This is a genomic window from Micromonospora sp. S-DT3-3-22 (genome assembly GCF_015354745.1).
Classification (GTDB): domain Bacteria; phylum Actinomycetota; class Actinomycetes; order Mycobacteriales; family Micromonosporaceae; genus Micromonospora; species Micromonospora wenchangensis.
The window spans coordinates 1-19,678 of record NZ_JACGMO010000140.1 but is presented as its reverse complement, the minus strand read 5'-3'; the positions used below and the strand labels follow the sequence as shown (position 1 = coordinate 19,678).

Annotated in this window: 18 protein-coding genes; 14 read left to right on the top strand and 4 right to left on the bottom strand. The window is 73.1% G+C overall.

The window, feature by feature from the left end:
• The 3 genes from H1A17_RS29160 to rsrA form a co-directional block, all read left to right on the top strand.
• On the top strand, positions 1 to 350 hold a 350-nt coding region (locus tag H1A17_RS29160), incomplete at its 5' end, for an alpha/beta family hydrolase (protein WP_375372844.1).
• A gap of 259 nt (positions 351 to 609) precedes the next feature.
• Positions 610 to 1,431, top strand: coding sequence for a sigma-70 family RNA polymerase sigma factor (locus tag H1A17_RS29155; protein ID WP_194823393.1), 822 nt, complete (start codon positions 610 to 612; stop codon positions 1,429 to 1,431).
• Between the two features lies 1 nt (position 1,432).
• The gene (gene rsrA / locus H1A17_RS29150; protein WP_145921538.1) at positions 1,433 to 1,720 is read left to right on the top strand and encodes a mycothiol system anti-sigma-R factor; all 288 of its coding nucleotides are present in this window, start codon (positions 1,433 to 1,435) and stop codon (positions 1,718 to 1,720) included.
• A 129-nt stretch (positions 1,721 to 1,849) separates the two neighbouring features.
• Here the strand turns inward: rsrA and H1A17_RS35905 are convergent, their stop codons facing one another.
• Complete coding sequence (locus tag H1A17_RS35905) at positions 1,850 to 1,924, bottom strand: 50S ribosomal protein bL37 (RefSeq protein WP_369700219.1); 75 nt, start codon at positions 1,922 to 1,924, stop codon at positions 1,850 to 1,852.
• Between the two features lie 235 nt (positions 1,925 to 2,159).
• On the opposite strand from H1A17_RS35905, the gene H1A17_RS29145 reads away from it, so the two are divergent.
• Together H1A17_RS29145 and H1A17_RS29140 are read left to right on the top strand one after the other, a co-directional pair.
• Complete coding sequence (locus H1A17_RS29145; RefSeq protein ID WP_194823392.1) at positions 2,160 to 2,375, top strand: biotin/lipoyl-binding carrier protein; 216 nt, start codon at positions 2,160 to 2,162, stop codon at positions 2,373 to 2,375.
• Positions 2,375 to 2,920, top strand: coding sequence for a GNAT family N-acetyltransferase (locus H1A17_RS29140; RefSeq protein WP_145923029.1), 546 nt, complete (start codon positions 2,375 to 2,377; stop codon positions 2,918 to 2,920). Before H1A17_RS29145 ends, H1A17_RS29140 begins: the two co-directional genes overlap by 1 nt.
• A 7-nt stretch (positions 2,921 to 2,927) precedes the next feature.
• Here the strand turns inward: H1A17_RS29140 and H1A17_RS29135 are convergent, their stop codons facing one another.
• Positions 2,928 to 3,509, bottom strand: coding sequence for a TetR/AcrR family transcriptional regulator (locus tag H1A17_RS29135; RefSeq protein WP_145921536.1), 582 nt, complete (start codon positions 3,507 to 3,509; stop codon positions 2,928 to 2,930).
• A 116-nt stretch (positions 3,510 to 3,625) separates the two neighbouring features.
• On the opposite strand from H1A17_RS29135, the gene H1A17_RS29130 reads away from it, so the two are divergent.
• Positions 3,626 to 5,215 (top strand): MDR family MFS transporter, encoded by a 1,590-nt coding sequence (locus H1A17_RS29130; RefSeq protein ID WP_194823391.1) that lies wholly within the window; start codon positions 3,626 to 3,628, stop codon positions 5,213 to 5,215.
• A 192-nt stretch (positions 5,216 to 5,407) separates the two neighbouring features.
• On the opposite strand, the gene H1A17_RS29125 is transcribed toward H1A17_RS29130, so the two are convergent.
• A complete protein-coding gene (locus H1A17_RS29125) occupies positions 5,408 to 7,243 on the bottom strand; it encodes a tetratricopeptide repeat protein (protein ID WP_145921534.1) in 1,836 nt (611 codons plus the stop codon).
• A 187-nt stretch (positions 7,244 to 7,430) separates the two neighbouring features.
• Between H1A17_RS29125 and H1A17_RS29120 the strand changes: the two genes are divergently transcribed.
• From H1A17_RS29120 to H1A17_RS29100, 5 genes are all read left to right on the top strand, one after another.
• The gene (locus H1A17_RS29120; RefSeq protein ID WP_145923028.1) at positions 7,431 to 8,462 is read left to right on the top strand and encodes an SIS domain-containing protein; all 1,032 of its coding nucleotides are present in this window, start codon (positions 7,431 to 7,433) and stop codon (positions 8,460 to 8,462) included.
• A gap of 52 nt (positions 8,463 to 8,514) precedes the next feature.
• Positions 8,515 to 10,038 (top strand): sensor histidine kinase, encoded by a 1,524-nt coding sequence (locus tag H1A17_RS29115; protein WP_145921533.1) that lies wholly within the window; start codon positions 8,515 to 8,517, stop codon positions 10,036 to 10,038.
• A gap of 261 nt (positions 10,039 to 10,299) precedes the next feature.
• The gene (locus tag H1A17_RS29110) at positions 10,300 to 11,952 is read left to right on the top strand and encodes a glycosyltransferase family 2 protein (protein WP_205789231.1); all 1,653 of its coding nucleotides are present in this window, start codon (positions 10,300 to 10,302) and stop codon (positions 11,950 to 11,952) included.
• Entirely contained in the window at positions 11,949 to 12,947 is a 999-nt protein-coding gene (locus tag H1A17_RS29105) for a glycoside hydrolase family 26 protein (protein ID WP_145921532.1), read from the top strand. Before H1A17_RS29110 ends, H1A17_RS29105 begins: the two co-directional genes overlap by 4 nt.
• The gene (locus H1A17_RS29100; protein ID WP_194823390.1) at positions 12,944 to 14,482 is read left to right on the top strand and encodes a glycosyltransferase family 39 protein; all 1,539 of its coding nucleotides are present in this window, start codon (positions 12,944 to 12,946) and stop codon (positions 14,480 to 14,482) included. Before H1A17_RS29105 ends, H1A17_RS29100 begins: the two co-directional genes overlap by 4 nt.
• Positions 14,483 to 14,497: 15 nt before the next feature.
• Here the strand turns inward: H1A17_RS29100 and H1A17_RS29095 are convergent, their stop codons facing one another.
• Positions 14,498 to 16,090 (bottom strand): glycosyltransferase family 39 protein, encoded by a 1,593-nt coding sequence (locus H1A17_RS29095; protein ID WP_375372843.1) that lies wholly within the window; start codon positions 16,088 to 16,090, stop codon positions 14,498 to 14,500.
• An 835-nt stretch (positions 16,091 to 16,925) separates the two neighbouring features.
• Between H1A17_RS29095 and H1A17_RS29090 the strand changes: the two genes are divergently transcribed.
• The 3 genes from H1A17_RS29090 to H1A17_RS29080 are packed head-to-tail and all read left to right on the top strand — an operon-like array spanning position 16,926 to position 19,563.
• Positions 16,926 to 18,647: a nitrite/sulfite reductase gene (locus tag H1A17_RS29090; RefSeq protein ID WP_145921530.1), complete on the top strand. Its 1,722-nt coding sequence runs from the start codon at positions 16,926 to 16,928 to the stop codon at positions 18,645 to 18,647.
• On the top strand, positions 18,644 to 18,802 hold the full coding sequence (locus H1A17_RS29085) for an IS1 family transposase (RefSeq protein WP_141723017.1): 159 nt from the start codon (positions 18,644 to 18,646) through the stop codon (positions 18,800 to 18,802). Before H1A17_RS29090 ends, H1A17_RS29085 begins: the two co-directional genes overlap by 4 nt.
• Complete coding sequence (locus H1A17_RS29080) at positions 18,799 to 19,563, top strand: phosphoadenylyl-sulfate reductase (RefSeq protein ID WP_145921529.1); 765 nt, start codon at positions 18,799 to 18,801, stop codon at positions 19,561 to 19,563. Before H1A17_RS29085 ends, H1A17_RS29080 begins: the two co-directional genes overlap by 4 nt.
• Positions 19,564 to 19,678 lie beyond the last annotated feature (115 nt).

The window sequence follows — 19,678 nt, the reverse complement described above, 5'->3', positions numbered from 1 at the left end:
CCGTGTTGCGCCGCCGGCACCCCGACCTGCGGCTGCTGGTCGGCGGCCGGTCCAGCGGCGCCCGGGTGGCCTGCCGGACGGCCGGCCCGGTGGGGGCGGTCGGGGTCGTCGCCCTGGCCTTTCCGCTGCACCCGCCCGGCCGCCCGGAGCGCTCCCGGGCCGACGAGCTGGTCACCGGCCTGCCGACGCTGGTGGTCAACGGCGACCGGGACCCGTTCGGGCTGCCCGTCGCCGCCGGGGCGGTGCAGGTGGTGGTGCGCCGTGGCGAACGTCACGACCTGCGCCAGGACCCGGCCGGGGTGGCCGCCGCGGTGCTCGCCTGGCTGCGTACGCACCGGTGGGCCCGCTGACCGCGTCCACCGCCCCGCGCCCCGGGGCCGGTTCGCCGCGCTGACCACCCGTTTCCGCCCCGGCGGACCCCTCGTTGCATCCGGTGGTGTCGACCTTCCGGTTCGGGCGGTCGGGACCGTCCCTCCCAGGCCCTTCCTGGTCCCAGTCCTCCGGTAGCCGACCGGTGGGCCGGGACCAGGAGCGGGGGCCGGTGGAATGTGCGGCCGTCGGTCGGGTGTTACGACTCCCGGACGAGGAATCTGGCGAGGGGGGTGACCGGTGCCGACAGAGACGCGGAGCCGGGAGCGGGACGATCGGGACGCGCGGCAGCTCAGACGGCTGTTCGACGGTCCGGACTGGCCGGCGGTGGGGACCGGCCCCCGGGTGGTGAGCACGGGCACACCCGGCAGAACCGAAGCTGCGGACCGGTCCGTCCGCGTATCCTCGGCGGGACAGCATCCGACGCGAGGGGATGTGCGGTTGACCACCGAGAAGACGGACGAACGCAGGGCCCGTTTCGAGCGGGACGCGATGCCCTTCGTCGATCAGCTCTACGCCGCCGGGCTGCGGATGACGCGTAACCCGGCCGACGCCGAGGACCTGGTCCAGGAGACGTACCTGAAGGCGTACGCCGCCTTCCACCAGTTCGAGCAGGGCACCAACCTGAAGGCCTGGCTCTACCGGATCCTGACCAACACCTACATCAACTCCTACCGCAAGCGGCAGCGCCAGCCGATCCAGGCGCCCACCGAGGAGATCACCGACTGGCAGCTCGCCGAGGCCGAGTCGCACACCTCCAGCGGGTTGCGGTCGGCCGAGACCGAGGCACTGGACCGGCTGCCGGACACCGACGTCAAGGAGGCCCTCCAGCAGTTGCCGGAGGAGTTCCGCCTGGCCGTCTACCTGACCGATGTCGAGGGCTTCTCGTACAAGGAGGTCGCCGACATCATGGGCACGCCGATCGGCACCGTGATGTCCCGGTTGCACCGCGGGCGTCGTAACCTGCGCAAGCTGCTGGAGCGGTACGCCGCGGAGCGCGGCTTCAGCGCCGGGCAGCCCGCGAAGGGTTCGACCACCGCCACTGCCGGTCGGGAGGTGTGACGTGAGCTGTGGAGAGCCGCACGAGACGGACTGCCGGGAAGTGCTCGCGGAGGTCTACCTCTACCTCGACCTGGAGTGCGCCGACGAACGCCGTTCGCTGATCCGCCACCACCTGGACGAGTGCGGGCCCTGCCTGCGCGAGTACGGCATCGAGCAGGAGGTGCGGGCGCTGGTGGCCCGGTGCTGCGGCAACGAGACCGCCCCCGACAAGCTGCGCGAGCGGCTGCGGATACGCCTCACCGAGCTGGTGGTCTTCGAGCCCAGCGAGTCCCGCGAACTCGCCGAGTGACACCCGCACGGCGGACCGCCGTGGACGGGACGAACACATGACGGTGGCCCGGGTCGACTCGACCCGGGCCACCGGTGTGTCCGGCGCGGGGCCGGGCCTGACGTCGCGGCGGTCGCCCCCCGCAACGGCTCAGGAGTTGGGGCGCTTGCCGTGGTTCGCGCCGCTCTTCTTGCGGGCCTTCTTCTTACGGGCCTTCTTCGCCATGCTGACCTCCTCGTGATGGGTCCGACCCCTGCTGCGGTCGACCCGCGACCGCGTGCACGCCGCCGGCCTCCCGGCGTCGGGTCCGACCTGATGATGCTAGTGCGGCAGGCGGACGCCGTCGTGCGCCGGGGCGGCAGCGGTACGCCGGGGCGGGCGTGGCGCTCTCCCGCCCACGCGGGGTCGGTACGTGATTGGATACCGACGCAGACACACCCGGTGGAGAGGGAGGGCCGTGATGGCCGAGGAGATCCGCGCCGAGATGGTGGCCAACGTGTGGAAGGTCGTCGCGTCGACCGGGGACGCCGTCTCCGAGGGGGACACGCTGGTGATCCTGGAGTCGATGAAGATGGAGATCCCGGTCGTCGCCGAGTCCGACGGGGTGGTCGAGCAGCTCGCGGTCAACGAGGGCGACGTGGTGCAGGACGGTGACCTGATCGCGGTGATCGGTTGATTCCCGGCGACCGGTCGACCGGGCTGCTGGTCCGGCGGGCCGTACCGGCCGAGTTCCCGGCGGTGGCCCGGTTGACCGTCGCCGCGTACGAGGCCGACGGTCAGCTCAAGGGCGAGAACGGCTACGGCGGGGTGCTGGCCGACGTGGCCGCTCGGGCGGAGCACGGCGAGATCCTGGTCGCCGTCGACGGGGCTACCGGCACGATTCTCGGCTCGGTCACGTACGTGCTGCCCGGCAGCCCGTACGCGGAGCTGTCCGGGCCGGGTGAGGCGGAGTTCCGGATGCTGGCGGTGGACCCGGCCGCCCAGGGGCGGGGCGCGGGGGTGGCGCTGGTGCGGGCCTGCCTGTCCCGGGCGGTGGAGCAGGGCTGCTCGGCGATGGTCATCTGTGTCCGCAGCGGGCTCGCCGACGCCGCCCACCGGCTGTACGCGGGGCTCGGTTTCGTGCGTACCCCGCAGCGGGACTGGTCGCCGTTGCCCGGTGTCGACCTGCTGGCCCTGCGGATGGCGCTGCCCGCCGGTCCGGACCGGCCCGCCGTCGGCTGAGTGCCGGTCAGCGGTCCGCCGGGCCGCCCTCTTCGATGCCGGCCAGCAGTTCGTCGGCGATCTCAAGGGCGATCTTCTTGCGTTCGTCGTCGGTGATGTCCGGGGTGCGGACGGCGAACCAGCTGCTGTGTACGGCGAACAGCACCAGCGTCGCCCGGAGCTGGGCCCGGGGGGAGTCGTCACCGAGGCAGATCGCGTCGGCGAGCTGGTACATCCGCTCGCGCATCTGCTGACCGGCGGCGAGGCTCTTGAGCACGGTCTGGTTCTGTTCGAAGAAGCGCATCACCTGGGACTGCCCGGTGGCGAACATCATGTCGGCGTACTGGCTGACGAGTTCCCGCCGGGTGGCCCGGCTGGCCGGTTGGTCGCGGGCCCAGTCGATCAGCTCGTCCATCCGGTGCAACCGGTCCTCGACGAAGCTGTTGACGATCTCGTCCTTGCTCTTGAAGTGGTAGTAGAGGGCGGCCTTGGTGACGCCGAGCCGCTCGGCGATCTCCCGCAGCGAGGTCTTCTCGTATCCCTGCTCGGTGAAGAGCTCCAGGGCGACGGCCTGGATGCGCTCACGCGTGCCGCCTGTGCTCTGAGTCACCTGTACCTACCACCCAACTCGCTTGACGGGGTCCCGCTGTCCAACTTACCGTGCGGCTAGTAAGGTGACTAGCCGGGCGGCAAGTAAGTGCGACACATCTCCGGGGGAGCTTACCCATGACTCAGGAAACCCAGGCGAGGGCGAAACCCAACATCCGGGTGGTGCTGTTCGGCCTCATGATCGCGATGATGCTCGCGATGCTCGACAACATGATCGTCAGCACGGCGCTGCCACGGATCGTCAGCGAGTTCGGCGGCGTCAACCACTTCACCTGGGTGGTCACCGCCTACGTGCTGGGCACCACCGTCTCCACCCCGATCTGGGGCAAGCTCGGCGACCTCTACGGCCGCAAGGCGGTCTTCCTGACCTCGGTGGTCATCTTCCTGATCGGCTCGGCGCTGTGCGGGATGTCCGGTTCGGAGATGCTGGGCGGCACCGGCAACGGGATGGTCGAGCTGATCGCGTTCCGGGCGGTGCAGGGGCTGGGCGCCGGCGGTCTGATGGTCGGCGTGATGGCGATCATCGGTGACCTGGTGCCGCCGCGCGAGCGGGGCCGCTACCAGGGCATGATCGCCGCCATCATGGCGGTCGCCATGGTCGCCGGCCCGCTGGTCGGCGGCTTCATCACCGACAACCTCTCCTGGCGCTGGGCGTTCTACGTCAACCTGCCGCTCGGTGGCCTCGCGCTGCTGATCCTGGCCACCACCATGCACCTGCCGAAGTACCGCACCGAGCACCGGATCGACTGGCTGGGCGCGGGGCTGCTCTCCGTCGGCATCACCGCGATCGTCCTGATCACCACCTGGGGCGGCAACGAGTACGACTGGGTCTCCGCGCAGATCTTCGGCCTCGCGGTGCTGGCCCTGGTCAGCCTGGTGGCGTTCGGCATCGTGGAGCGACGGGTCGTCGAGCCGATCCTGCCGCTCGGCCTCTTCGCCAACCGTAACTTCGCGCTGATCTCGATGATCGGCTTCCTGCTCGGCTTCGCCATGTTCGGCGCGATGAACTTCCTGCCGCTCTACCAGCAGACCGTGCAGGGCGCCTCGGCCACCAACAGCGGCCTGCTCCTGCTCCCGCTGATGTTCGGCATGCTGGTGGTGTCGCTGGTGGTCGGCCGGACCATCACCAGCACCGGCCGCTACCGGATGTTCCCGATCGTGGGCGGCGTGGTGATGGCCGCCGGCATGGCGCTGCTGTCCCGGCTGGAGGTCGACACCGGCAAGGTCGAGTCGTCGCTCTACATGCTGGTCCTCGGCGCCGGCATGGGCTTCCTGATGCAGACCTCGATGCTGATCGCGCAGAACAGCGTGGAGCAGAAGGACCTCGGCGCGGCCAGCGGCGCGGCCACCTTCTTCCGCTCCATCGGGGGTTCGTTCGGCATCTCGCTGTTCGGCGCGATCTTCGCCAACCGGCTCGCCGGTTCGGCGGCCGGCAGCGCGTTCGAGGGGGGCACCGGCGAGGGCCGGGGGATGGACCTGGACAAGCTCAAGGAACTGCCGGAGCAGGCGCGCGCGGTGGTCCTCGGCGGTCTCTCCGACGCCATCTCGCACGTCTTCTTCTGGGCGATGGTCATCACGATCGCGGTGCCGGTGCTCGCCTGGTTCATCAAGGAGATCCCGCTCCGCACCGCGAACGACGTCCCGCCGCCGGAGGCCACCGGCGAGGAGCAGGCCGAGGTTGCCCTCGGCAAGGCCCCGGTTTCCTGACCCGTCCCGTCCCGTCCGTCGCGGCCGGTCCGCCCCCGCCGGGGGTCGGACCGGCCGCGTGGCGTCGCCTGCTCCCACCCCCGTCGTCATGATCGACTCAACTGGGCCGACCTTGCGGTATCCCGACCACTCGGATACCGCTACATCGGCCCCGATGAGTCGATCATGGTGGGTGGGGCGGCGGGGAGGACGTCAGGGGGCGTCAGGGGTGCGGCGGACCACGGCGGTGAGGCGACGCCAGGCGCGGGCCAGCCGGCCGGTCCGGCGGGTCCGGGCCGGGGTGGCGAGCAGCCGGTGGGCCAGCGCGGTGGTGTCCGGGTCCACGGCCGGGGCGGCCAGCGCCAGGTGGGCCAGGGAGACGGCGATCGGCACCGGCCGGCCCTGCGCGACGGCCGCCACGTCGGCGAGCCGCTCGGCCACCAGCCCGGCCACGTCGGGGCGTACCGGCGGGTCCACCCAGGCGGCGGTGACCAGGGCGAACAGCGCCGCCTCGGTGATCCAGTCCTCCACGCCCCAGATCAGCTCCACCAGCACCCGGCGACGGGTCGAGGTCGCCCACGGCTCGTCGGTACGGTGGTGCAGCAGGCCGAGGCAGGCCCAGACCTGGACGCAACGGACCCACAGCGACGGGTCCTGACCGGTGAGCACCCGGCCCAGCGCGGTCGGCGGCGCGTCGGGCGGGTGCACCAGCAGGCCCAGCAGGTCGGCCAGGTCCAGGGTGGCCAGCCCGACCGCCGCGTCGTACGCGGCCGGTGGGTGCGGCCAGGCGGGGTGGGCCAGGTGGCGTACCCGCTCGGCGGCGACCGGGGACGGGATCGGCAGGGCCGGCGCGACCGTGGTGCCCTCGTAACGCCAGAGCCGGTAGCCGGTGGCCCGACGCGGCTCGCGGGGGTCCGGCTCGGCCACCCCGGTCACCTCGACGTGCAGGCCGGGCACGGCGGCGGCGACCGTACGCATCGCGCTCGGCGGTTCCGGGGTCGTCAGGCGTACCGCCGCGTCGGGGAAACCGTCGGCGGCGAGCGTGCGCCGCAGCGCGTCGACCATCGCGCCGGTCGCCGGGGTGACCTGCCCCAGCCAGGGGCGTCCCCGGCAGGACTCGGCGAGGTCGGTGTGCTCGTGGCTGTCGTCCGGGTGGTCCCGGGTGAAGTCGGCGAGGTCGACCAGGTGCGCCACGTCGCCGTCGCGCAGGAACCGCAGCCGGTGCGCGGTGTGCACCGCGCAGTCGAAGGTCGGGTCGCGGGCCAGCGCCCGGTCGGTCCAGCCGAGGGCCTCGTCGAGCCGGCCGTGGTCGGCCAGGGTGCCGGCGATGTCGGCGTAGACGGCCAGGTCGTCGGGGTCGTGCCCGACGGCCCGTTCCAGCGCGGCCAGGGCGTCGCGGGTCCGCCCGGCGCTGCGGTAGGCGTACCCGAGCCAGACCTCGCCGAGTTTGGACGGCGTCTCGCGTACCCCCCGGCTGGCCCAGGTGACCGCGAGGGTGACCTCGCCGAGCCGCCGGGCCAGCGCGGACGCCGCGCCGAGCAGCAGCGCGTGCCGGGGGTACGCGGCGACCGCGTGCCGGGCCAGGGTGAGGTACGGCAGCAGGGGCGCCCGCCCGGCGCGGGGCACCGGGTCGGGCACCGCGGCGCAGACCTGCATGAGGATGCGGGCGCAGCGGTCCGGGTCGAGCCGTTCGGCAAGCTCGGGGGCGGTGACCCAGGGCACCCCGGCCCAGTCGACGCCGGGGGCGTGGCCGGTGGCGGCGACCAGCAGGTCGAGCCCCTCGGCCGGGCGGCCGGCGGCGGCGAGCAGGTGGGCGCGGGCGACCACGGCCCCGACGTGTGCCCGCTGGCCGAGCGGGAAGAGGTCGAGGTCACCGCCCGAGGCGGCTGCGATCCGGGTGAGCGTCTCGTGCGTGTCGGGCAGGGTCGGTGCCAGCACCAGCGCGGCGGCGAGGTGGTCGGCGGCGTGGGCCAGGTCGCCCTCGTCGAGCGCGAGCCGGGCGAGGGCGAGTTCCTCCGCCGCGGTCAGCGCGGGTGGCTCCTCCGACACGTCGGCCTCTCGCTAGCAGGGGTTGCCAGGGCTGGGCAAGCGTAGGGGATACCGGCAACCGGTGCCGATCTTCTGCGCGTTAGTGCGCGGTGGATTGTCTCCGGCGACAAAATCGTGCAAGACTGAACATGAAACGCGCGGCGATCGCGCAGCGAAGGGAGTTTCCGTGACGCAGCCAGGGGCCGGGATGGCCGCCGACATCGCCGAGCAGCCGGCCGGTTATGCGCGGTTGCTCTCCACCGAGCACGCCGCGGCGATCGCCCGGGTCGCGGCGGTCGTCGCGCGACGCCGCCCCCGGCACGTGGTCTTCACCGCCCGGGGCACCTCCGACCACGCCGCCCTATACGGGGCGTACCTGACCGAGATCCGGCTCGGGCTGCCCGCCGGGCTCGCCTCGCCCAGCGCGGTCACCGTCTACGGGGCCCGCCCCGACCTCTCCGACGCGCTCGTCGTCGGGGTCAGCCAGAGCGGCGGCTCACCCGACCTCACCGAGGTGCTGCGCACCGCCCGCGAGTCCGGCGCGCTCACCCTGGCGGTCACCAACAACCCCGACTCGCCGCTGGCGCAGACCGCCGAGCTGGGCGTCGACATCGCCGCCGGGCACGAGCGGGCGGTCGCCGCCACCAAGACGTACACCGCCGAACTGCTCGCCCTGCTGCTGCTGGTGGAGGGCATCCGGGCCGGGGACGGCGCGCTGCCGGCCGACCAGCGGGCCGACCTGGAACGCCTGCCCGAGCTGGCCGAGCGCACCCTCGCCGACCCCACCCCGACCCAGCTCGCCCCGCGCTACCGGTTCGCCGGCCAGCTCGTCACCACCGGCCGGGGATACGCGTACCCGACCGCCCGGGAGGCGGCGCTGAAGCTGATGGAGACGTCCTACCTGCCGGCGCTGGCCTTCTCCGGCGCGGACCTGCTGCACGGCCCGCTCGCGATGACCGACCCGGACGTGCCGGTGCTGGCCGTGGTCGGCTCCGGCCCCGGTGGCCGGTCCATGGGCGAGGTGCTGCCCCGGCTCGGTGAACGCCGCGCCGACGTGGTGGTGGTCGGCTCGGCCGAGGTCGAGGGGGCCACCCGGATGGCCGTGCCCGAGGTCGACGAGCGGTACGCCCCGCTGCTGGACATCCTGCCGTTGCAGCGCCTCGCCCTCGCCCTGGCGCTGGCCCGGGGCGAGGACCCGGACGCCCCGCGTGGCCTGAAGAAGGTCACCGCGACGATGTGAGCCGGGCCGGCCAGCGGGACGGCGTCGGGGTGGGCGTGGCACGCTGTGTCTCGTGTCCACGCTGCGCGACCTCGCCGAGGAGCACACCCAGCTCCGCCCGGCCGACATCGACCACCTCCACCGGATCGCCGGCGACTGGCAGCTGCTGTCCGACCTGTCCTTCGCCGACCTGCTGCTGTGGGTCCCGGTGGACGCCGACGGCACGTTCCTCTGCGTCGCCCAGGTCCGCCCGACGACCGCCCCGACCGCCTACCTGGACGACCAGGTGGGCCGGATCGTGGGCGGGCCGGAGGTGGCCCACCTGGAGGTCGCCTACCGGCAGGGCCGGATCTGGCGGGAGGGCGACCCGGTCTGGTACGGCGACGTGCCGGCCCGGCACGAGGCGATCCCGGTACGGCTGCGGACCGCCGACGGGGAGGCCGGCGAGGTGATCGCGGTGGTCGGCCGGGACACCAACCTGTCCACCGCCCGCACCCCCAGCCAGCTGGAACTGAACTACCTCACCACCGCCGACGACCTGGCCCAGATGATCGCCGACGGCACCTTCCCGCCGCCCCGGCACCCGGGGGAGACCACCTCCGCGCCCCGGGTCGGCGACGGGCTGGTCCGGCTCGACGCGGGCGGCAAGGTCACCTACGCCAGCCCGAACGCGCAGTCGGCGTACCGCCGGTTGGGGTACGCCTCCCACCTGGTGGGCGAGGACCTGGCGAAGCTGCACCGCCGGCTGGCCAGCGACCCGCTCGACGGCACCGAGGCGGCCAACGGCATCCTCGCCGCGCTGCGCGGTGAGGGCCCGCCGCGCCGGGAGATCGACGCCCGGGGGGCGACGATGCTCACCCGGGCGCTGCCGCTGATGCCCGCCGGGGTGCCGATCGGCGCGCTGGTCCTGGTCCGCGACATCACCGAGGTACGCCGCCGCGACCGGGCGCTGATCACCAAGGACGCCACCATCCGGGAGATCCACCACCGGGTGAAGAACAACCTGCAGACCGTCGCCGCGCTGTTGCGCCTGCAGGCCCGCCGGGTCGCGATGCCGGAGGCCCGGGTCGCCCTGGAGGAGTCGGTACGCCGGGTCGCCTCCATCGCCCTGGTGCACGAGACGCTCTCCATGTCCAGCGACGAGGCGGTCGAGTTCGACGGGATCGTCGACCGGGTGGCGAGCGCGGCGACCGAGGTGGCCGCGACCGAGGTGAGCGTCGGGATGCGGCGTACCGGCAGTTTCGGGGTGCTGCCCGCCGAGATCGCCACCTCGCTGGTGATGGTGCTCAACGAGTTGCTGCTCAACGCCGTCGAGCACGGCTTCCCGCCGGCCGAGGAGGGGGCCGAGGCGGTGGAGCCGGCGACCCGGCCCGAGGTGGTCGTCTCGGCGCACCGGCAGCGCAAGCAGTTGCACGTCTCGGTGACCGACAACGGGCGCGGGCTGCCGGCCGAGTTCGACGCCGACCGGGGTGGGCGGCTCGGCCTGCAGATCGTCCGGGCGCTGGTGACCGGGGAGTTGCGGGGCAGCATCGAGCTGCGTCCCGGCCCGACCGGCGGCACCGAGGCGGTGCTGGTGCTGCCGTTGGCGAAGGGCTGAGCCGGTTGACGACGCACCGGTTTCCGGCCGGTGACGCTCCGGTGAATGTGAGTAGCGTGACGTGGGATCTGCGGCCCGGTGAGGCTTTCGTTCGATTCATGGGCATTGACACCTTGCGGCCGACTGAATAGTTTTCTATCTCCACCTTCAAGCAGACACGGCCAGTTCACCGTGCCCGGCTTCCTGGACGCGTCCGGCGACCCATCCCGCTCGCACTGCCGGGAAGGCCGTGCGGCCCGGCGAGCGGGGGAGACGAAAGCGATGACCTCACCGCCTGCGGTCGATCCGGCCGCGGTGCTGTCGCCGACCGCCGAGTTCCGGGTGCCGCGGCAGGTGTCGAAGTGGACCCCGCGCAGGACCGACGACGCGCCGCACCGGCCCGCGTACGCCCCGGTGCCGTTGCCGCCGACGGACGCCGAGATGGTCTCCTACCGCAAGCGGCGACTGGCCGCCCTGATGGTGCCGTCGCTGGTCAGCTTCGGCTGCCTGATCACCAGCCAGCTGCTCTTCGTCCGGCTCGCCCCGTGGCTGTGGCTGCTCGCCCCGCTGCTGTTCTTCACCGTCGCGTACTACCTCATCTCGCTGGCCGTCAACCTGTTCACCCCGGGCTTCGACCTGGCCCGGCACCAGGAGCTGGTGCGCACCTGGCGGCCGGCCCGGTACCCGAGCGTCGACGTCTTCCTGCCGGTCTGCGGCGAGCCCGCGCACGTGCTGCGCAACACCTGGGAGCACGTGCGGGCGATGGGCCGCCACTACCGGGGCGAGGTCACCGTCTACGTGCTCGACGACTCGCCCAACGAGGCGATGGAACGGATGGCGCTCGCCTTCGGCTTCGTCTACCAGCGGCGACCCAACCGGGGCTGGTTCAAGAAGGCCGGCAACATGCGGTACGCCTTCGAACGCACCATGAGCGACTTCATCCTGGTCCTCGACGCCGACTTCGTCCCCCGTGAGGACATGCTCGACCAGATGCTGCCCTGGTTCGACGCCGAGCCGAAGGCGGGCATCGTGCAGTCGCCGCAGTACTTCCGGGTGCACCTGGGGCAGACCTGGGTGGAGCGGGGGGCCGGGGCGGTGCAGGAGCTGTTCTACCGGTCGGTGCAGGTCTCCCGGCAGGCCCACGACTCGGCGATCTGCGTGGGCAGTTGCGCCATCTACCGGCGCGACGCGCTGTTCTCCATCGGCGGGTCCACCCTCATCGAGCACTCCGAGGACGTGCACACCGGCTTCGACCTGCGGATGAAGGGGTGGAACCTGCGCTACATCCCGGTCGTGCTGGCCGCCGGGCTCTGCCCGTCGGACGTGGACTCGTTCTTCACCCAGCAGTACCGCTGGTGCGCCGGCTCGATGAGCCTGCTCGGGTCGAGGAAGTTCTGGTCGACGAAGCTGCGGCTGCGGGCCCGGCTCAGCTACATCTCCGGCTTCTGCTACTACCTGCACACCGGGCTGTTCACCTTCGTCGCGCCGGTCATCCCGGTGCTGATGCTGACCGTGTTCGCGCACCAGATCGCGATCGCCAACTACCTGCTGATCCTGCCCAGCGTGGTCTACAACCTGATCATCTTCCCGTTCTGGCACCGCAACCGCTACGGCCTGGAGAGCTGGACGGTCAAGATGATCTACGGGTGGGCGCACGCCTTCGCCATCATCGACATCATCCGGGGCCGGCGGATGGGCTGGCAGCCCACCGGCGGCACCGCCAAGAAGAGCAAGACCCGGCGGCTGTGGACCGGCATGAAGGTCTGGACCGCCGGCAGCGGCCTGGTCTGGGCCGGCGTCGCCGGGTGGCGGATGCTCGTCGAACCCGAACCCTGGATCTTCGTACCGGCCCTGCTCAGTGCGGTCTTCTACCTGGCCATCGTCGGGCAGGCGCTGCTGGTCGACCCGGAACGCGACGTCGAGGTCGTCCGGTGAGGACGAAGTACCTGGTCACCTTCCTGCTGGTGCTCGCGCTGGCGTTCACCGAGTTCGCCGTGCTGCGCCGGGTGGACATCCGGGTCGCCGGGTCCGCCGGCGGGCCCGGCGGGGTCGCCGCCACCGAGGAACAGATCCCGGCGTACGACGTCACCGCGCTGAAGTCACCCAAGGGCAAGTACCTCGGCGTCACCGTGGCCGGCGGTGCCGAGATGGGCCGGGTCCGCGCGTTCGCCGGGGAGACCGGCAAGACGCCCAACCTGGTGGCGGTCTTCGAGAGCTTCGACGACAAGTTCGCCGCCAGCGAGGTCCGCGAACTGCACAACTACGGTGCGCTGGCGGTGATCCGCTGGGAACCGTACGACGTGCCGCTGCGGGACATCGCCGCCGGCAAACACGACGCGTACGTCAAGGAGTTCGCCGCCGCCGTCCGCACCCTGAACCTGCCGATCGCGCTCACCTTCGCCCACGAGATGAACGGGCACTGGTACTCCTGGGGGACGAAGCAGACCACCGCCGCCGAGTACGTCGCCGCCTGGCGGCACCTGCACGACATCTTCACCCAGCAGGGCGCCACCAACGTGATCTGGACCTGGACCCCGAACGTCGTCAACTACCTGCGCAAGGTCAGCATCAGGGCGCTCTACCCCGGGGACGCCTACGTCGACTGGGTCGGCATGGACGGCTACTACACCAACCGGGGTCCGAAGACGTTCCAGGACCTCTTCGTTCCCACCATCACCCAGATCCGCACCTTCACCCGGCGTCCGCTGCTGATCGTGGAGACCGGGGCCGAACCGAGCAGCCGCCGACCCGGCCAGATCACCGACCTGCTCACCAACGTCGCCCGGCGTAGGGACTTCCTCGGGGTGGCGTACTTCAACATCAACGGCTCCGGGAAGTGGAACATCGACCGGGACGACGCCGCCCTGCGCGCGTTCCGCCGGTCCGCCGCCAAGGACACCTTCGGCTTCGACATCCGGACCGTGAAGTGACCGCGCCGACGGTGCAGTGGACCGGGCAGGCCGACCCGGCGGAGGTCACCGGCCACGCCACACCGGTGCGGCAGGCGGGCCGGGGCGGCGGCTGGTGGGCGCTGCTGCCGACCGTCGTCGCGCTCGGCCTCGGTTGGTGGCGGCTGGACGCCCGGGACCTGTGGAACGACGAACTGGTCACCTGGCACGTCACGACGCTCTCCGTCGAGCAGTTCCGGATGCTGGTCGGCAACATCGACCTCGTGCACGCCGGCTACTACCTGGTCATGTCGGCGCTGACCACGGTGACCGGGGACTCGACGACCGCCCTGCGGCTGCCGTCGGTGCTCGCGGTCGGGCTCACCGCCGGGCTGGTCACCCTGATCGGGCGGCGACTCTTCGACACCCCGGTCGGGGTGCTGGCCGGCCTGGTCTTCGCCCTGCTGCCCACCGTCTCCCGGTACGCCCAGGAGGCCCGTTCGTACGCCCTGGTCACCCTGGCGGCGGTGGCGGCCAGCTGGCTCTTCCTCCGCGCGGTCGACAGGCCGACCCGGGGCCGCTGGTGGGCGTACGGCGTGCTGCTGGTGCTGGTCGGCTGGCTGCACTTCGTCGCGCTGCTGGTGGTCGTCGCGCACCTGTTCCACCTGTGGCGGTCGGTACGCGGCGAGGAACCCCGGTGGCGGTGGGCGGCGTCCACCGGCATCGCCGGGCTGTTCGTCCTGCCGGTGCTGATCCTCGGCAGCCGGCAGTCCGGGCAGATCTCCTGGGTGGAGAACGACGGCGACGCCGTGCTCCGCTTCCTGGCGAACCTGACCGGCACGACGGCCACACTGGCGCTGGTCGCGGCGCTCGCCCTGCTCGCGGTGGCGGTCGCCGGCCGGCAGTGGCGCGCCATGGTGCTCATGCTGCTGATCTGGGCCGTGCTGCCCCCGGCCGCCGGCTACCTCACCGCCGGCATGCTGCACCTCTTCCTGGCCCGGTACTTCCTGTTCACCGTCCCGGCGTGGGCGCTGCTCGCCGCGTTCGCGGTCTGCCGTACCGCGCGGTTGGCGACCCGGGGGCGGCTGCCGGCGGCCTGGCTGGCCGGTGCGCTGGTGCTGTTGCCGGTACTGGTCTGGCAGACCCTGCCGGCCCAGGAACGGGTCCGCTCCAACGAGGCCGACGGGCAGCCGCGCTACCTCGACGCGGTGCGCTACCTGGGGACGCAGGTCAAGCCGGGTGACGGGGTCGCGTACAACGACGGGTTCGGTGGGTCCAGCGACGTGGCCCGCAAGGCCACCGACTACGGCCTGCGCGACCGGACGCACCCCCGGGACGTCTTCGTGGCCGTACCGGCCCGGCAGACCGGCTGGCTGACCGCCCGCGAGTGCAAGGAACCGCTGCCCTGCCTCGGCGACACCCGGCGGATCTGGCTGGTGGAGACCGGCCACCTCGACGATCCGCTGGCCGGGCTGCCGCCGGCCCGGGAGGCGCTGCTGCGGCAGCGCTTCCTGATCCGGCACGTCGAACGGTTCGACCGGGTCCGGGTTGTCCTGCTGGAACGCAAACCGGCCTGACCGGGGTGGGCGCGGTCAGCGTTGCCGCGTGAGCAGCGCCACCGTCACCCCCGGCCGGGGTCGGACCTGCTCGACGGTGAACCCGGCCCGCAGCGCGTCGCCCCGGTCGCCCGGCACCGCGGCGAGCGGATCGTCGTGCCGCCCGGCGACCACCAGCCAGACCCGGTCCACACCGGCCAGGCACCCGGCGGGCCGGTCGCACTCGCGGACCCACAGGTCGGCCCGGTCCCGCCGCCCCTGGGCGACCAGCACGTCCCGGGGCCGGGGCCCGTCGGCAGCCCGGTCACCGGCGATGCGGGGCAGGTGGTAGTCGATGCCGAGGTCGAGGAAGAGCCACCCGTCGCGGGGCGCGTAGACCACCGCGTCGCCGGGCCGCTGGCCGGCGGCGATCACCGCCGCCGCCCCCCGGTAGTCGACGGTCGCGCTGCGCGGCCAGCCGTGGCTGTGCCGTACCGCCGCCTGGTCGGGCAGCCCGAGCAGCGCGGTGAGCGCCACCACCGCCAGCCCCGCCCCCACCGGACGGGCCAGGGCGCGCGCCGGTCGGGTCCGCGCCGGTCGGGCCGGCAGCCTGGGTCCGGCCGGCGGTACAGGGCCGGTTGGTGGTACGGGGCCGGCCAGGGCGGCACCGGCGAGCAGGCAGGCGAAGGGCACGGTGAAGAACAGGTACCGCGGCACCCAGAGGGGCACGGCCAGCGCGGCGACGAAGACCAGCAGCACCGGCAGCAGTACGCAGAGGCCCGGCAGCAGGCCCCGCCACCCCGAGCGGGTCGCCCCGAGCGCGGCGAGCCCGACGAGCACGCCACCCACCACGCCGCTGTGCGCCAGCGCACCCGGCAGGGCCGCCAGATCCGCCAGCCGGGCAGCGGCGACCCAGTCGAGCTGGTGGGACCGCTGCCGCTGTGCCGTGGCCAGCAACGGCACCAGCACCACCACGGCGGCCGACACGGCCAGCACCCAACCCGGCAGCCGCCGTCCCCACCACCTCCCGTCGCCCGGTCCGTCGGTACCCGGTCGGCGGTCGGCGGCTGCCGGGCGGGTCGGGCCGGTGGTGGGCGGGCCCCAGGCGGCGAACGTCAGCACCGCCACGGCGTGCGCGGCGAGCAGGCCCAGGGCGAGCAGGTGGGCCAGGCCGAGCCCGGCGACGGCCGCCGCGTAGCCGGCCCAGCGCAGCCGGCCGGGACGGTCCAGGGCGCGGACCAGCAGCACGGTGGCCAGCACGGCGAGCAGGGTCGCCAGCGCGTAGGGCCGGGCCTCCTGCGCGTACCGGGAGGTGCCCGGCAGGACCGCGAAGAGCAGGCCGGCGAGCAGGCCGGCAGGCGCCCTGAACAACCGCCGCCCGAGTACGCCCGTGAGGCCCGCCGCCCCCGCCATCGCCAGCACCGAGGGCAGCCGCAACGCCGCCACGGAGTCGCCGAACACCCCGGTCCAGCCGTGCACCACCAGGTAGTACGCCCCCGTCGCCGCGTCGACGGTCCGGGTGAGCCGGAGCAGGTCCCCGACCGGGCGGGTGGCCGCGCTCCAGGTGGCCAACTCGTCCCGCCAGGGTTGGGCGCTGCTGATCCCCGAGCAGCCCGCGACCAGGGTGAGAAGCAGCGGAACGGCCCACACCGCCACCCCCGCCGGTCCAGCGTGCGGGCCCGTCGGTTGGGGTTCAGGGAAAGGCGGGTGCGCATCCGACTGCCCACCCGAAAGCCCTTTTTGGGACATTGCGCCCATGGGTCGAGGGTCCCACACCCGACCCCGGCGGCACCGCCGGAGCCGGAGGTGACCAGGCTGCCTGGGCGGACACGAGGTGGGGTGCGCATCCTTTCGAGCTGATGTCGGAGACGATTCACCCGGTCGGTCGCAGCCGGTCCGCCCGCTCCGCGACCCCGGCGACCGGTCGTCCGGGTCCTCCTGCCGGGGTCGCCTTCGCGGCGACGCCCGTCCGCTCCCCGGACGCGTCCCGGGTCCCGTCCCGACCGACGGGTTGCCGTCCGAGCGGCCGCTCGCCCTCGATCGACTTATGTGGGCCGATGTTGCGGTGTCTTTCCGGCCGGATACCCCTTTTCGCGCCCATTGGCGGCCGCCCCGCCCCCCGACCGCCCCCGTTGACCGTCCGGCCGGCCGTCGAGCCGCACCGCCCGCCGGGGGCGGTGACGGTGGGGATGCGGCCCGTGATGTGGGATGCGGCACGCGGTCATTGGCCGGTTTCCGCAGGGTGTGGGAGCATGGCTGCATGACCGCCGCTGTCGTCCGCCGCTTCGTGGCACGTCGCCACGTCGATTACGGCCGCGTGCGCAGCGCGATCTGTCCGGCCCACTGACGACGCCCGACCCATCCGTCTCGGGCGCGTACTCTGCGCCGGCCGTTCCGACACCGTTGTCCTCGGCCCTTCCAGGGCCGGCCGCCGCCGCGTCCGCGCTCCCCCCGAGGCACCGCAGAGACAACGGAGGACGCCGCGATGGCGGTCAGCAGCACCCCGGCCCGTCCCGGGACCCCGACGGCCACCGCCGTTCCCGCCACCCGTGCCCCCCGCCGTCCCCGTGGCGAGGGTCAGTGGGCGCTCGGCCACCGCGAGCCGCTCAACCCCAACGAGCGGATCAAGAAGGACGACGACCCGCTGAACGTCCGGGCCCGGATCGAGAACATCTACGCCCACGGCGGGTTCGCCTCGATCGACCCGCAGGACCTGCGGGGCCGGTTCCGCTGGTGGGGCCTCTACACCCAGCGTAAGGCCGGCATCGACGGCGGGCGCACCGCCGTGCTGGAGCCGCACGAGCTGGAGGACGAGTTCTTCATGCTCCGGGTCCGCGTCGACGGCGGTCAGCTCTCCCTGGCCCAGCTCCGGGTGATCGCCGACATCTCCCGGGAGTTCGCCCGGGACACCGCCGACATCACCGACCGGCAGAACATCCAGTACCACTGGATCCGGGTCGAGGACATGCCGGAGATCTGGCGTCGGCTGGAGTCGGTGGGCCTGCAGACCACCGAGGCGTGCGGCGACTGCCCTCGGATCGTGCTGGGCAGCCCGGTCGCCGGGGTGGCCGAGGACGAGGTGCTCGACCCGACCCCCGCGCTCGACGAGATCGTCCGCCGGTACGTCGGCGACAAGGCGTACTCGAACCTGCCCCGCAAGTTCAAGACCACCATCTCGTGGCTGGTCGACACCCCGTACGAGGCGAACGACATCGCCTTCCTCGGGGTCGACCACCCGGAGCACGGCCCCGGCTTCGACGTCTGGGTCGGCGGCGGCCTGTCCACCAACCCGATGCTGGCCAAGCGGCTCGGCGTCTGGGTGCCGCTGGCCGAGGTGCCGGACGTCTGGGCGGGCGTGGTCGGCATCTTCCGCGACTACGGCTACCGCCGGCTGCGTAACCGGGCCCGGTTGAAGTTCCTGGTGGCCGACTGGGGCGTGGAGAAGTTCCGCGAGGTGCTGGAGAAGGAGTACCTGGGGCGTACCCTGCTCGACGGCCCGGCCCCGCAGCTGCCCGACAAGCCGGTCGACCACATCGGCGTGCACCGGCAGCGTGACGGGCGCAACTACGTCGGGGCCGCCCCGGTGGTCGGGCGGGTCTCCGGCGGGCAGCTGGCCAAGCTCGCCGACGTGGTCGAGGCGCACGGCAGCGACCGGGTGCGGCTCACGCCGTACCAGAAGCTGCTGGTGCTGGACGTGCCGCCGGCGCGGACGGAGTCCCTGGTCGACGAGCTGCGCGGGATCGGCCTGGAGGCCCGGCCGTCGGCCTGGCGGCGCGGCACCATGGCCTGCACCGGCATCGAGTTCTGCAAGCTGGCCATCGTCGAGACCAAGGCGCGCGGCGAGGAACTGGTGGCCCGGCTGGAGGAGCGGCTGCGCGACTTCGACGCGGACATCTCCATCCACATCAACGGCTGCCCGAACGCCTGCGCCCGCACCCAGGTCGCCGACATCGGCCTCAAGGGTCAGCTGGTGGTCGGCCCGGACGGCCGGCAGGTGGAGGGCTTCCAGGTGCACCTGGGCGGCGGGTTGGGCATGGCCCAGGGCCAGACCGCCGGGTTCGGCCGCAAGCTGCGCGGCCTGAAGACCACCGCCGACGAGCTTCCCGAGTACGTGGAACGACTGGCCCGCCGCTACCTGGCCGGCCGGACCGAGGGCGAGACGTTCGCCAACTGGGTGATCAGGGTCGACGAGGAGGAACTCCGATGAGCGAAACCCGATCCGCGCCGCTGCACTGCCCGTACTGCGGCGAAGAGGACCTGCGGCCGAACGAGGCCGGCCACGGCGCCTGGGAGTGCCACGCCTGCGCCCGGGTCTTCACCGTCAAGTTCAACGGCCTGCTGAGTCGGGCGGTGACCCGGTGACCGGGCTGCTCTCCGCCGCCGGCCTGGGCCTGGTCGGCCCCGGCGGCCCGAGGACGGCCGACCCGGCCCGTCGGGACCCGGCCGAGCTGCGGGCGCTGGCCGAGCGGGCCGGCCGCGAGCTGGAGGGCGCGCCGGCGCTGGAGATCGCCCGGTGGGCGGCCGACACCTTCGGCGACCGGTTCTGCGTGACCAGCTCGATGGCCGACGCCGTGCTGGCCCACCTGGTGTCCCGGGTCGCCCCCGGGGTGGACGTGATCTTCCTGGACACCGGGCTGCACTTCCCGGAGACGCTGCGGGTCCGCGACGAGGTGGCCCGCCGGCTGCCGGTGAACGTGCGCTCGATCCGGCCCCGGCAGACCGTCGGCCAGCAGGACGGCGAGTACGGCCCCCGGCTGTTCAACCGTTCCCCGGACGACTGCTGCCAGCTGCGCAAGGTCGAGCCGTTGGAGCGGGCCCTGTCCGGGTACGACGCCTGGGCCGCCGGGCTGCGCCGGGACGAGTCGCCGACCCGGGCGAACACGCCTGTGGTGACGTTCGACCCGCGACGCGGCAAGGTGAAGGTGAACCCGATCGCCGCCTGGTCCCAGGCCGACGTGGACTCCTACATCTCCCGCTACGACATCCCGGTCAACGAGTTGCTCAGCCGGGGCTACGGCTCGGTCGGCTGCTGGCCGTGCACCCGGCGGACCAGGGCGGGGGAGGACCCCCGGGCCGGCCGCTGGGCCATGTTCGAGAAGACCGAGTGCGGCCTGCACGTCTGACCGGGCCGGAGCACGCCCCGACGTCCGGCGCGGCACCACCCGGACCGTCCACCGCCGCCGCGCTGCCGCCCGTCGGCTCGGCGCTGCCGGCTGCCGCCCCGGCGCTGCCGGTGCG